This is a genomic window from Paenibacillus sp. JT31N11 (genome assembly GCF_056269285.1).
This window is the reverse complement of record NZ_JBWDNQ010000007.1, coordinates 1-13,722: the sequence shown is the minus strand read 5'-3', so window position 1 is coordinate 13,722 and position 13,722 is coordinate 1. Positions and strand designations below refer to the sequence as shown.

Annotated in this window: 12 protein-coding genes and 1 pseudogene; 11 read left to right on the top strand and 2 right to left on the bottom strand. The window is 48.7% G+C overall.

The genetic code is table 11. The features are described from left to right. Positions 1 to 23 precede the first annotated feature (23 nt). The 11 genes from ctaD to AC0YNV_RS22710 all read left to right on the top strand — a co-directional run bounded on the left by ctaD (position 24) and on the right by AC0YNV_RS22710 (position 12,264). Entirely contained in the window at positions 24 to 1,832 is a 1,809-nt protein-coding gene (gene ctaD / locus AC0YNV_RS22760; protein WP_379113552.1) for a cytochrome c oxidase subunit I, read from the top strand. Then, entirely contained in the window at positions 1,829 to 2,449 is a 621-nt protein-coding gene (locus tag AC0YNV_RS22755; RefSeq protein WP_210038888.1) for a cytochrome (ubi)quinol oxidase subunit III, read from the top strand. The genes ctaD and AC0YNV_RS22755 overlap by 4 nt, the downstream gene beginning before the upstream one ends. Positions 2,450 to 2,453: 4 nt before the next feature. After that, the gene (locus tag AC0YNV_RS22750; RefSeq protein ID WP_210038889.1) at positions 2,454 to 2,771 is read left to right on the top strand and encodes a cytochrome C oxidase subunit IV family protein; all 318 of its coding nucleotides are present in this window, start codon (positions 2,454 to 2,456) and stop codon (positions 2,769 to 2,771) included. 87 nt (positions 2,772 to 2,858) lie between these two features. After that, the gene (gene ctaG / locus AC0YNV_RS22745; protein WP_475770061.1) at positions 2,859 to 3,776 is read left to right on the top strand and encodes a cytochrome c oxidase assembly factor CtaG; all 918 of its coding nucleotides are present in this window, start codon (positions 2,859 to 2,861) and stop codon (positions 3,774 to 3,776) included. 79 nt (positions 3,777 to 3,855) lie between these two features. Next, positions 3,856 to 4,311 carry a DUF420 domain-containing protein gene (locus tag AC0YNV_RS22740; protein WP_379113533.1) on the top strand — a complete coding sequence of 152 codons (456 nt, stop codon included), beginning with the start codon at positions 3,856 to 3,858 and terminating at the stop codon, positions 4,309 to 4,311. A gap of 173 nt (positions 4,312 to 4,484) precedes the next feature. Next, entirely contained in the window at positions 4,485 to 7,520 is a 3,036-nt protein-coding gene (locus AC0YNV_RS22735) for a PAS domain S-box protein (protein WP_475770060.1), read from the top strand. Between the two features lie 373 nt (positions 7,521 to 7,893). Beyond that, positions 7,894 to 8,619: a hypothetical protein gene (locus tag AC0YNV_RS22730; protein ID WP_475770059.1), complete on the top strand. Its 726-nt coding sequence runs from the start codon at positions 7,894 to 7,896 to the stop codon at positions 8,617 to 8,619. A gap of 39 nt (positions 8,620 to 8,658) precedes the next feature. Beyond that, a complete protein-coding gene (locus tag AC0YNV_RS22725) occupies positions 8,659 to 9,063 on the top strand; it encodes a GntR family transcriptional regulator (protein WP_475770058.1) in 405 nt (134 codons plus the stop codon). 13 nt (positions 9,064 to 9,076) lie between these two features. Then, positions 9,077 to 9,994 (top strand): ABC transporter ATP-binding protein, encoded by a 918-nt coding sequence (locus AC0YNV_RS22720; RefSeq protein WP_475770057.1) that lies wholly within the window; start codon positions 9,077 to 9,079, stop codon positions 9,992 to 9,994. A gap of 40 nt (positions 9,995 to 10,034) precedes the next feature. Next, the gene (locus AC0YNV_RS22715) at positions 10,035 to 10,937 is read left to right on the top strand and encodes an ABC transporter ATP-binding protein (protein ID WP_475770056.1); all 903 of its coding nucleotides are present in this window, start codon (positions 10,035 to 10,037) and stop codon (positions 10,935 to 10,937) included. Continuing rightward, positions 10,930 to 12,264: an ABC transporter permease gene (locus AC0YNV_RS22710; RefSeq protein WP_475770055.1), complete on the top strand. Its 1,335-nt coding sequence runs from the start codon at positions 10,930 to 10,932 to the stop codon at positions 12,262 to 12,264. Before AC0YNV_RS22715 ends, AC0YNV_RS22710 begins: the two co-directional genes overlap by 8 nt. A 102-nt stretch (positions 12,265 to 12,366) precedes the next feature. On the opposite strand, the pseudogene AC0YNV_RS22705 reads toward AC0YNV_RS22710, so the two are convergent. Together AC0YNV_RS22705 and AC0YNV_RS22700 are read right to left on the bottom strand one after the other, a co-directional pair. Further along, positions 12,367 to 12,932, bottom strand: a pseudogene (locus AC0YNV_RS22705) (oxidoreductase); the annotation flags it as partial. 264 nt (positions 12,933 to 13,196) lie between these two features. After that, positions 13,197 to 13,722 (bottom strand): SDR family NAD(P)-dependent oxidoreductase (locus tag AC0YNV_RS22700; protein WP_475770054.1); only part of this gene is annotated, 526 nt, incomplete at its 5' end.

The window sequence follows — 13,722 nt, the reverse complement described above, 5'->3', positions numbered from 1 at the left end:
CGGTTAAACGGTATAGCGGCTTAATGGATTGGCTGACAACCGTTGACCATAAGAAAATTGGTATTCTGTATTTGATTTCAGGTGGCTTCTTCTTCCTTGTTGGCGGTTTGGAAGCTATTATGATTCGGATTCAGTTATGGCAGCCGCAAAATGATTTTGTCAGCGCTGATACATATAACCAGCTGTTGACCATGCACGGTACAACTATGATTTTCCTCGCCGCGATGCCGATGATTTTCGCGATGATGAATGCGGTTATACCGCTGCAGATTGGCGCGCGCGACGTTGCCTTTCCTTTTGTAAACGCACTTGGATTTTGGACATTCTTCGCAGGCGGAGTGCTGCTGAATGTCAGCTGGTTCACAGGTGGAGCGCCGGACGCGGGCTGGACATCATATGTACCGCTTGCAACCTCGACCTATAGTGCGGATCATGGCGTTGATTATTATGTCATCGGTTTGCAGATCGCCGGTATCGGAACGCTGATCGGCGGTATCAACTTCCTGGCGACGATTATTAATATGCGCGCTCCGGGCATGAGCTTCATGCGTATGCCGATGTTCACCTGGACCGCATTCATTACCTCGGCGCTCATTCTGTTCGCTTTCCCGGCACTGACAGTTGGTCTGGTGGCGCTGATGTTTGACCGCTTGTTCAGCGGTAATTTCTTCGAGGTTAATAATGGCGGTAACGCCGTTCTATGGGAGCATATCTTCTGGATCTTCGGACATCCTGAGGTATATATCCTCATCCTGCCGGCTTTCGGGGTTATATCCGAAGTCATCAGTACGTTCTCGCGCAAACGGCTGTTTGGATACAGCTCCATGGTTTTCGCTACGGTTCTGATCGGCTTCCTCGGCTTCATGGTTTGGGCACATCACATGTTTACAACCGGTCTTGGACCAGTTGCCAACGCCTTGTTCTCAATTGCAACGATGCTGATCGCTGTACCTACCGGTATAAAAATCTTCAACTGGCTGTTCACGATGTGGGGGGGTTCCATCAAGTTTACAACAGCCAATTTGTTTGCCATCGGATTTGTGCCTACGTTCGTAATGGGTGGAGTAACCGGCGTTATGCTGGCTGCCGCTCCGGCCGATTACCAGTACCATGACACCTATTTCGTTGTCGCTCACTTTCACTACGTTATTGTCGGCGGTTTGATCTTCGGTATTTTCTCAGGTCTCCATTACTGGTGGCCCAAAATGTTCGGCCGTATGCTGAATGAAAATCTTGGCCGCTTAACGTTCTGGACCTTCTTCATCGGCTTCCACTTGACGTTCTTCCTGCAGCATTTCCTTGGACTGATGGGGATGCCTCGTCGGGTCTGGACATATCTGGATGGCATGGGCTTCAATAATTTGAATATGATTAGTACAGTCGGAGCCATGTTGATGGGTCTTGGCACAATATTCTTCCTGGTCAATATCGTTGTCACAGCAATGAAACCGCGCAATGCCCTTGGCGATGCGTGGGAAGACGGCCGTACGCTGGAATGGTCGATTCCATCGCCTCCGCCGGAGTATAACTTTTTGCAGACGCCTCTTGTGCGCAGCTACGATCCTTTCTGGAAAGAAAAAATGGACGGCAATACCGGCATGACGCCGGCTGAACCGGTTGGACCGATTCATATGCCTTCACCATCTATTCTGCCGTTAATTATGTCGATTGGCTTGTTTATCGCAGGTCTTGGATTTATGTATCACCAAACGATTGTGGGTATCGTGGGCTTGGTTATCACGTTCGGCTGTATGTTCCTCCGCTCGGTCTTCGATGATCATGGCTTCCATATTGAACCGGAAGAACTGCATGACAAGGGGGTAAAAGCATGAGCGCACACTCGCATGTAGACGGAAAGCTGCCGCACGAGCCGGAGAAGGCAACTCTTGAGGGCCGCAATAAAGTGACCGGCTTCTGGCTCTTCCTTGGCGGGGAGACGGTCTTGTTCGGAACCTTGTTCTCCATGTTCCTGGCGCTTCGTCACCAGGTGGGAGACGGAAATCCGACATCGCAAGAGCTGTTCCAGCTTCCGACGGTTGCCGCGGCAACCTTCATCCTGCTGGTTTCCAGTTTGACAAGCGTGTTCGCGATTCAAGCGATGCACACCAATAAAGTTAAAGCGATGATCAATTGGCTCATCATTACGATTGTTCTGGGTCTTGGCTTCCTTGGACTTGAGATTTATGAGTTTACCGAATATGTCCATGAAGGACATAAATTCTCAACGAGCGCGTTCAGTACATCGTTCTATACACTGGTAGGCTTTCACGGTGCTCACGTAGCCTTCGGGGTATTGTGGATCGGATTGCTTATCGCGCAAATTTTCAAAAAAGGGTTAACTGTTGTAACTGCGCCGAAGATTTATGTTGCTGGTATGTACTGGCATTTTATCGATGTCGTGTGGGTTTTCATCTTCACTGTCGTTTATCTGATGGGAAAGGTGGGCTAACCAAATGTCAAGCCAAGACACAACTGTTGAAGAGCATGGCAAACGCCATAAGCATGAAGGACCACAGAAGCATATCGTCGCTTTTATTTTCTCTATCCTGCTTACGGTAATTGCCTTCTCCATGGTAGCCGCCGGTGAAATAAACGGAACGTTTATTTATATCATGCTGGTGTTTATGGCCATACTGCAAGTTATTATCCAAATGTCATTTTGGATGCACATGAAGGATCGCGGACATATTTTTCCGATAGTTGGTATTCTCATGGGAGTGTTCGTTGTGTTCACCATTGTTATCATGGCTGAGTATTGGGCATGGTGGTAGTACACGGATAAATTGAAAAGAGGGTGGTCCTTGCTGGCCCCCTCTTTTGTTGTAAATATGGGTAATGCTGGGAAGGGGGATCAAGGCATGCTAGGTTTGCAGTACTTCACCTTTGAAGAGCTATGGAGCCCAATCTTTTTCTTTTTTATTGCTGCGATTGTTATTCTGTATTTCTATATGGTGGGACCGTGGAAGCTGAAGCACGCGCCGCAGGAGCCGCCAGCGACTTGGCTCCAGAAAAGTTTATTTGTTTTTGGTGCTGTTTTGTATTATTTGGCACAAGGCGGGCCATTAGAGATGCTTGGACATATGATGTTTACATTTCACATGATGAATATGTCCATCTCTTATTTGATCGTTCCGCCGCTGATTTTGCTGGCTGTACCTGGGTTTGTATGGCGGAAGATGTTTAGCGGGGCATTCTGGAAGAAGTTGAATCCGCTGATGCACCCAATTCTGTCATTGGTTCTGTTTAATATGCTGTTCTCGCTGTATCATGTTCCTCACGTGCATGATTTTGTCATGACGCATTATACGGTTCATCGTATCTATTACTTGGTTATGCTGCTGGCAGCCTTTATGATGTGGTGGCAAATTGTTTGCCCTGTTCCGGAGTGGAACCGTTTGACGGATCTGCGCAAAATGGCCTATGTATTTGCCAACGGGATCTTGCTCACGCCGGCTTGTGCACTGATTATCTTTGCCTCCACACCCTTGTATGCAACTTATAATGATCCTGAAGTATGGGCACAGGCAATGGGATACTGTGTATCCGGCGATCCTACCCGTCTGCTTACGATGTTCGACGGCCCTTCCTTCTTTAATCTGATGAAGCCCGTTGAAGATCAGCAGCTTGGCGGAATCGTGATGAAGCTGGTTCAGGAGCTGATGTACGGCAGTATTCTCGCTTATGTCTTTTTTCATTGGTATAAGAGAGAGCAAGGCGATACAGAGGATGAGCTGCCAAGAACAGGTAGCGCGGGCCCTGCAGGCGCAGGGGTTTAACCTGCAGGAACCGCAGCTTATGGCAGTGTAAATCGGTAATGGGTTTGAATTGAAAGAATTGGTGGGATGTTCCTTGTCAATGTATGATTTATTGCCTGCAATCAGCACGTCGTTCATCTTTATAAGCGGAATATTGGTAGCTATCGGTTGGCGTCTGGCGATTAAGAGAAGACTTGAGACGCATAAGAAAGTCATGATCGCGGGCTCCATAGCGGCGCTTCTCTTCTTTATTATTTATGTGTCCCGCACCATCTTCGTAGGAAATACGGAATGGGGCGGACCGGATGATCTGAAGACCTATTATATGGTGTTCCTGTTCTTCCATATTACGCTTGCCACAGTTGCGGCTGTGTTTGGCATCACGACGCTTACGCTTGCTTTTCGAAACAGCTTCGTCAAGCATCGCAAAGTAGGCAGGATTACATCGGTGATCTGGCTTGTCACCGTTGTTACGGGTGTTATTGTTTATGTGCTGTTATATTTAATGTATCCGGGCGGTCATACCAAACCGGTGCTTGATGTTTTGTTCGGCTAACCCGTATTAACCGGGACAATGGAATTAGATTAGTTCAAAAAGAAAGAATCGGAGCCTGCTTCGGTTCTTTTTCTATTTGATGCGGATATACACTAGACCCGCCGCCTCATGTTTATGACTACCTGTTTAATAGTATAATGAAGATATACATAAAGAACCAAGGAGGGATCCGGATGACTATACCTCCGTTAAACCAGGATCCGCATTTTGGGCATATTTATCACCATGCGATGAATGGTGTTGCCATATTAGCTGCAGAGGATTTAGCGGTGCTGTATGCCAACCCTGCTTATAGAGATTTGACAGGCTTCTCCGAGAGCGAGCTGCTTCATAGAACGTTCCCTGAGCTGATTGAACGGATAAATGGTGAATCACCTCTCCCCGAGAAGGAGCTTGACCGTCTGCTGGCCTCAAGCGACGCCTTTTATGATACCGATCAGATCGTTCGGCATAAGCTGGGCCATGGCATCCGTACCCATCAACGATGGACGCGCTGCGTGGCAGAAGAAGACGTGAAGCAGCCAGTAAAATTGGTAATTGAACTGTCTGCGAAAGTACCGGATGTGGCTCTTGAGGCGATGGTTCCATCGATGCCCGACTATCAGGACTTATACTCGTTGATCACTCGCAATGCACAGGATCTGATCTCGATCAGTACGCCGGATGGCGTCTTGATCTATCTTTCTCCATCATCCTGGAGCCTGCTCGGTTATAAGCCGGAAGAGTTCGTCGGCAAAAAACGCATGGATTATTATCATCCGGAGGATGCCGCCAAGATGGAGCAGCCCGGCATGCTTTATTCCGATAAAGAGCGTTTTATCCGTAGGCTTCAGCATAGGGATGGGCGTTATTTGTGGTTTGAGATATGGTCGCATGTCGTAAGAGACAAGAATGGAATCCCGGAGAAAATCCTATCCGTCGGCAGAAATGTAACGGAACGGAAGAAGTATGAGGATAGGCTGACCAAAGCCAAGCGAATTGCCAATATGGGCAGCTGGGAATGGGATTTAATCAAAGGGGAGCTGTCATTCTCGGAGGAAACACGCCGTATTTTCGGCTATGCGTTCCAAGCGGTTGCGAGCAGTATTGAGGTTGTATTGGAACGAATTCATCCTGATGACCGTCAGCAGGCGAGGAATGTCGTGGAGCAATCTCTTCTTGATGGGCTGCCGGCTGCTTATAAATGCCGGATTATGCTTCCTGACGGGGGAATCAGGACGATCCGCAACCAGTGGGAAACCGTTGCGATTAAAGACGGGAAGCCCCTGCAGATGATCGGCATGGTGCAGGATATAACCGATCAAACCCGGATGGAGGATCGTCTGCGCGAGAGCGAGCGCAATTACCGCATTATATCCGAGCATTCACTGGACTTTATCTCGCGTCATGCCGTGGACGACGCCTTGACGATCCTGTACGCTTCTCCGATCTGCCACCATATGCTGGGCTATGAGCAGAAGGAGATGATTGGTGCAAGCTATATCGATTATATTCATCCTGATGACAGGGCCCAAGTGATAGCGGCTTTGGAAAACAATAAAAACAGGCGCTATCTGGAAACCTATGTATTCCGGTTCGAGAAGAAGGACGGGACATATGTCTGGTTTGAGACAAGCAGCCGATACACATATGATGAACATGATCAAATAAGTGAGCTCATTTCCATTTCCCGTAATATTACGGATCGTAAAATGTTCGAATCGAAGCTGAGCGAAAGCGAAAGCCGCTACAAATCGCTGTTCGATTATAATCCGTCGGGGATCAGTTCCTTTGATCTGGATTTTAAGTTTACTTCGCTTAATCCCAGTATGGAGAAGCTCACTGGCTACTCCAGAGAGGAGCTGCTGGCGAAGCCGTTCAATGAGCTGTCACATCCGGATGATGCTGCGGAGACCGTCCGCCGCATAAAGCTTGTGATGCAGGGTCAGCCGCAGTCCTATGAAGCCCGAATGATCGGGAAGGACGGCCATGTAAGGGATCTCAGCATTCATAATGTGCCGATCATGGTAAACGGACAGATCGTCGGTGTATATGGGATTGCATCGGACATTACGGAACGCAAGCAGTATATCAATCAAATCGAAAAGCTCAGCTATGAGCATGCGCTTATTCTGAATGCGGTATCTGAAGGGATTTTTGGCCTGGATATTACGGGCAGACCGACCTTCATTAATCCGGCCGGAGCGCAGCTGCTGGGCTTCAGCTCCAGTGAATTGCTGGAATCGCTGGATTTGACCATGATTGAACAGTATGGCCCGCAGGGATTGTCATCGGCGGATACTCCCATCTACCAGGCGATTCATAGCGGACGTTCTCATCAGGAGAAGGAGGCTGTGCTGTGGAAGAAGGACGGTACCAGCTTTCTGGCGGAATATCAGGTGACTCCGCTCTTCGATAAGGGTGAACGCAAGGGGGCGGTCGTGGTATTCCGGGATATTACCGGCGAGAAGGAAATCCTCAAGGCCAAGGAATCGGCGGAACGCGCGGACCGGGCGAAATCAGAATTTCTGTCGGTGATGAGCCATGAGCTGCGGACGCCGATGAACGGCATTATCGGCATGACGGATTTGCTGCTGCAAACCTCATTGGATGAAGAACAGCGCGGATATGCGGGAATTATCAGCCAGAGCAGCGAAGCGCTGCTTCTGATTCTCAATGATATACTCGATATTAGTAAAATCGAAGCCGGCAAAATGGTGCTGAACCGGGAGCCTTTTCCGATTCATGAGACCATGTCCAATCTGCTGGATCTCTTTCTCCATCGCGCGGTGGAGAAAGAGATCCAGCTGACCTGCGAAATAGCGGATGACGTTCCGGCGATCATAGTCGGGGATCCCGTCAGGCTGCGCCAGGTGCTCGTTAATCTGGTGGGCAATGCGATCAAGTTTACCGATTCGGGAAGCATATCCCTGACGGTTGATGTGAAGAGCAGAGCTTTATCCCAAGGGATACTGCTGGAATTCAAGGTGACCGATACAGGGATCGGGATTCCGCTGAATAAACAGAATCAGCTTTTCCAGTCCTTCTCCCAGCTGCACACAGCTATTAACCGCAAATATGGGGGTACGGGACTGGGCCTGGCTATTTCTAAAAATTTGGTGGAACTGATGGGCGGCATAATCGGTGTCGAGAGTGCGGAGTCGGAGGGAGCTACGTTTTATTTTACAATCGCGGTTGGGCTCGCGGAGGATGAAGGAGAGCCTGTCTAAAGGAGAACACACGCTGCAGAAACGAATATTGATACAAGTTTTAGACTTATGCCGGTCCGGTGAGGGCCGGTTTTTTTTGACCTTATCGAATTTATAAGTTTCACGCCTGTACAATTCTTTAACATCTACGGGGAAGAAACGAACGGAGCAGTAAAAGGATGCAACAGCCGTTACTTCATTCAAGACCTTACAGTATTATTTATGAGCTTTGCTACTAGTTGTGTAAAGGTTTGTGGGGAAACTAACTCTGCAGCTGCCGAAGGAATGTATGAGTCTTTAATTTTTATACAAACCAGGTATTGACAGAACTGGCCCTCTGTCATTATACTGTGTATAAAGATATATACAGTATAATGAGTGAAGGAGGAAGAGCATGACCAGCTGGCGGGGAGCACTTGTATTATTCCAGCATGAAATGCGCCGATCCTGGGTTGGATTAATTGTTTCGATTTTATTCTTTTTATATGTCAGCTTATTTACATTCCCCTTGCTGCCTGTTTATGAGGAACCGAATCCTGCCTTCTCGTTCGATGCGTGGATGGGTGATTTCTTCTACCTGAGTCTGGTCCCCTGCTTAGGCTTTCTGATGGGTCAACATTCCTTTAAATTTTGGAAGAGGGATTACCTGAAAGAAAAGTTCGCCTATTGGCGGACGATGCCGATTCAGATGAGCTCGATTGTTATCTTTAGAATCATTCAGATGCTCGTGGTCTTTCTGATAGTAGGACTGGTATTCTTTGCTTCACAGTATCTTGTCTCCAGTGGGCTTCGTCAGGCGCTCAGCCTTAGTGAGTACTTGGGATTCTTGCTGATCTGGCTGGGATATGGACTTGTGGTCGCCTCAACCTATATTTATTTCGAAATGGCGATCGGCGGGAGGATTTATCTGATTGTATGCTTCCTCTATATATTTATCTATGCCTTCATCGTCCTGCTGCTGTGGTTAAATCACTTCTCGGTTCTGGAATATACGCTGAATGCGGCCAGGCAGCATGAGCTGCTGCTGACCATCTGCATGCCGGTTGCCGGCATCCTGTCCATCCTTGTCATCGGATCGCTGGTCAAGAAGCGGCTGGATGTCAGTAATCTGGCGCAATAAGCAGTTCAAGCTGAAGTAAGAATAAAGAAGGTGTGCAAGGTGTGGATTCCCATTCAAATTAATGAACAAAGCGCAGAGCCCTTGTACCACCAAATCGAAGTGCAGCTGCGGGCTTTGATTGTAAGCGGACAGTTGGCTGAAAATACGCTTCTGCCTTCCATTCGGGAGCTCGCTCAGCATCTCAAATGCAGTGTGATTACGATCCGACGCGTGTACCAGGATCTGGAGAACGAGGGTATTCTGCGGACACGGCAGGGTACAGGAACATTTGTGGCCAAGGTGGAGGAAGAGCAGCGCGATCTGCAGCGCCGCAGTGCGGTGATGGAGGCGCTTGAAGCCGCTGTCGATGCGGGTCTGCGGGTGCAATGCTCGGATGAGGAGATGCTGGATATGCTGCGGGACATATTGAAGAGCAAGCGGCAGCCCGGCGCCACTGACCTATGAAAGGAGGTGAATCGTGTTGGAGCAATCGGTAATACGGCTTAAAGAGATTGTTCAAAAGAGAAGGCATTTTGAGCTGGGACCTGTCAATCTGGATATTCCCAGAGGGTATGTAACCGCTATAGTGGGTCCCAATGGTTCGGGAAAAAGCTCGCTGCTGCGTCTGCTGCTGGATATTTCCAAACCGGATTCGGGGCAGATTGAAGTGCTTGGCGAGAGAGTCGGCTCCGGAAACGATCAGCTGCTGAAGGAGAAGATCGGCTATGTGCCGGAGCAAAGCAATGAGATCGACGATCATATGACAGCGGACCGGAAAGCGGAATTTATCCGGAAATGGTACCCGCAGTGGGATATTACCCTGTATCGCGAGCTGCTTCGCCGCTTCGATGTGGAGACGGACCTGAAGCTTGGCAAAATGTCCAAAGGGATGCGGCGGAAGTTCGATCTCGCCATCGCCATGGCGCATCAACCGCAGCTGCTGCTGCTCGATGAACCTTCATCCGGACTTGATCCCATTGCCTGGAAGACGATGATTGATGTCCTGCATCGATATATGGAGAGGGGAGAGCGGACGATTCTCATGGCTTCGCATATCGTTGATGAGGTCAGGCGGCTTGCAGACTATATCGTGTTCATGGTTCATGGGCGTATGCTTGGCCTGTATGAGAAGGATACGCTGCTGGAATCCTGGTATGTGCTGTATCTGGATGGCGGCAGTCAGGAGCGTCTTGGGGTCAACTGGAAGTCGGTCCCGGGCTATTGCAGCATGGAGCATACCGGAGGAACCACTGTTAAGATTACGACAAGCGAAGCAAGGGAAGCGGAAGAGTGGTGTGCAGCACAGCAGGTGCATATTGTCGGAAGGCAGAAGCTGGAGCTGGATGATATTCTGGTTCTGCTGACGGAGAGAGAACGGCTTCGCATGCAGACTTGAGGCAGATCAACCCGAAATAGGAGAGGGGCTGGAAGGATCAATGAAGGCATTGAAAGTAAATCAGTTGATGAAGCAGTATGGGGACAAGACAGCGGTTAACGGGATCAATTTTGAAGTGGAGCAGGGAGAGATTTACGGGCTGCTGGGTGCCAATGGCGCCGGCAAGACGACAACGATGCGCATGGTGCTGGGACTCATCTACCCGGATGGAGGCAGCATTCACTACAGCGATAAGCCATACGATCTGGAGCAGCTGCGCAATCTGGGTTATTTGCCGGAGGAGCGCGGGCTGTATCCCAAGGTTAAGGTCAATGATCAGATCATTTATCTGGCCCAGCTCCGCGGCATGTCCCGCAAGGATGCCGACCACAATCTGAAGAGATGGCTGGACCGGTTCAGCGTACCGGAGTATTACGGCAAGAAGGTGGAGGAGCTCTCCAAAGGGAATCAGCAGAAAATACAGTTCATTGCGGCGGTTATCCATGAGCCGAAAATTGTCATTATGGATGAAGCGTTCAGCGGCCTTGATCCTGTCAATGTGGAGCTGCTCAAGTCGACAGTCAAGGAGCTGCGCGATGCGGGCACCAGCATCCTGTTCTCTACACACCGGATGGAGCATGTCGAGGAGCTGTGCCGCAATATTACGATTTTGCATAAAGGCAATCAGGTGCTGCAGGGCAATTTGAAGAGCATCAAGAATCAATTCCCGCGTGAGCGCATCATTCTTTCGACAACCGGCGAGGTGTCGGGACTGGAAACGCTTGAAGGCGTACAGAAGGTGAATCGTCATGAATATGGTTATGAATTGCTGATATCGGGCGAAGCGGCAGGCAGGCCGGTTCTGGAGCTGGCGATGGGGCAGACGGATGTCACGCGTTTTGAAGTTATGGAACCAACGCTTAACGAAATCTTTATAAAGACGGTAGGTGATAATCATGAGTAACGGATTCTGGACAGTTGTCGGATTTACGGTCAAGAACAAATTCAGAGGAAAAGCTTTTCTGATTACAACCGTTATTATTGCCATCATTCTTAGTGTGGTCATTAATCTTCCTTATCTCTTCGCCAAATTCAGCGGTGAGGACCAGCCGACAGCGGTTGGTTATCTGGGCAGCACGCAGGATCAATTGAGCTCACAGATGTTTACTCCCGGTCATATCGCGGCGCAGCTGGGCGATTATTACAAAGTCCAGGAGAAGCCGGATATCGAAATGGTATCCATTCCCGATGCGGGGTCGGAAGAAGCCAATGAAAAAGCTCTCAAACAAGCGGTCTCCGATGGGAAGATTGACGGCTATCTCGAATTTGAACCAGGTGCAGAAGGCGCGTTCCCGAATGTCGTGTACAAGTCGGAAGCGCTGCTCGATACAAGCTCGACGCAATCGCTTCAGGTTGCGCTGCTGTCGATCAAGAATGATGCCATATTAAGCGGTGTGGGTCTAAGCGATGAGCTGAAGCAAGTGCTGCAGGCTCCGGTGGTCATCGATTCCGTCCAAATCTCTACATCCGAAGGCGCGGGCTCGGTGGGGCAGGGGAAAACGGCCTCGGAGCAAGCGATGGATATCGGTCTTGTCTATGTCATTATCTTCATGCTGTTCATGGCTATTATGATTACGGGGCAGATGATTGCAAGTGAAATAACCGCCGAGAAGAGCTCGCGTGTCATGGAGATTCTCATTACGAGCGTATCGCCGCTTAAGGGGATGTTCGGTAAAATATTCGGCATGTTCCTGGTCGGGATGACTCAAATCTCGGTATATGTTATCGTCATTGTTGTTAATATGACGCTGCCGCATAATCTGGAGACTCTGAAGGACATGAATATCTCGCTTAGTGAAATGGATCCGGTCCTGCTGGTCTATTCGATCATTTTCTATCTGCTCGGTTACTTCCTGTTTGCCACCATGTTCGCGGCGGTTGGTTCCATCGTCAGCCGTACCGAGGATCTCGGGCAGGCGGTACTGCCGATTACGATGCTTTCACTGGCAGGCTTCTATATCTGCATATTCGGGGGATTGAACAACCCCAACACGATGCTGGTCAAAGTGACGTCGTACATTCCGTTCTTCTCGCCTTATGTCATGGTCACCCGTCTCGGGCTGTCCGATCCGCCAGTATGGCAGCTCTGGATCTCGATCGCGGTGCTGATCGTATCGATTCTTATCGTCGGCTGGCTGGCTGCGAGGATTTACCGCGCCGGGGTTCTGATGTATGGCAAGCGTCCGAGCATTCGTGAGCTGCGGAAGGCTATGAGGGCGTACAAAGGGTAAGGGATTGCGAAGATGTAATGACCATTTGTGCGTAAAATCATTCACTTTTGCAAGCGATATACGTACGCCGACTATAAAATTTTCACTGACATTCTTCTTGATCGTTTTAATAACTTCCCTAATCAGTCGGACACGATTTTCTGTAGTAGTGCCATATGCATCGTTTCGTTTGTTGGTGTAATCTGTTAGAAACTGATCTAACAGATATCCGTTTGCTGCATGAATCTCAATGCCGTCAAAACCGGCCTTTTGAGCATTTAAAGCAGCGTTTGAAAAGCCTTCGACGATTAATTGAATTTCATCAATTGATAATTCTCGTGGCACCATAAATTCTCCGCTACCGCCGAATAAAGCAAGTTTTTCACCCATAGGCTTGACTGCGGAAGGAGCAACCGTTTCATTTGCGAATTGAGAAAGAGCACCAGCATGCATCAGCTGAGCAATTATTTTGCTGCCTTTTGTATGAACACATCTGTGACTATTTTCCATGAATGTACATGTGATTCGTTTACTAGTCCAGGCTGATTTGAATATCCTTGACTGTGTAATTCATCCGTATATACACCTTCGGTAATAATAAGACCAAACCCATTTTCGGCAAACGTTGAATAATAGCGAACCATCTTTTCAGATGCTCTCCCATCGAGTTCTGCCGACATGCGAGTCATGGGGGAAAGTGCTACACGATTTTTTAATTCAACCTTATTAATTGCGTATGGTGAAACAACAAATTTAACTGTTGACATTATTCTCAACCCCTTGTGGTTTTTAGCCTATGCATCATAAAGGCGATAAAAAAGCAGCGAGCATTTAAACCTTATATCATTCAAAATAAGTTCACACCATTTTTTTCGCTTTAATCAGGCGAGCGCTCTCCCGTTATATTGGGAAAGCGCTCGCCGCATTAACACGTTTTACTATTAACTACCTGATTACCAAGGTAGCTCTGTGTCCATATGATAGAACTTGCCTGTCGGTCCGTCCGAAGGCAACGTGGCAAGCATTACGCTTGTCTTACCGCCATCTTCAAGATCCATATCAGCGTATTTACCGCCCAGTGGAGTCTTTACCCAACCCGGGTAAGCAGAATTCACTTTGATTGGTGTATCCTTAAGCTCATGTGCAAGATGAGTCGTAAAGGTATTCATTGCCGCCTTCGAGGCATCGTAAGCAAGAAGCTTGACATCGTAAATTTGAGCAGCAGGATTGGAATGCAGGGTATTCGATCCAAGTGCACTGGATACATTAACAATTCTTCCGGCAGGCGCTTTGCGAATCAACGGCAGCAGGAGCTGAGTTAATTCAACCATGCTGAAGAAATTGGCATCGAAGGTTTCACGCATAACAGCCGGCGAAACGGTACTTGTTTCATTAATGGGCGCAAGATCTTCAATCTCTATCTGTATCCCCGCATTATTAATCAACATATCAAGCTTACCGTACCGCTGTTCAAAGAAA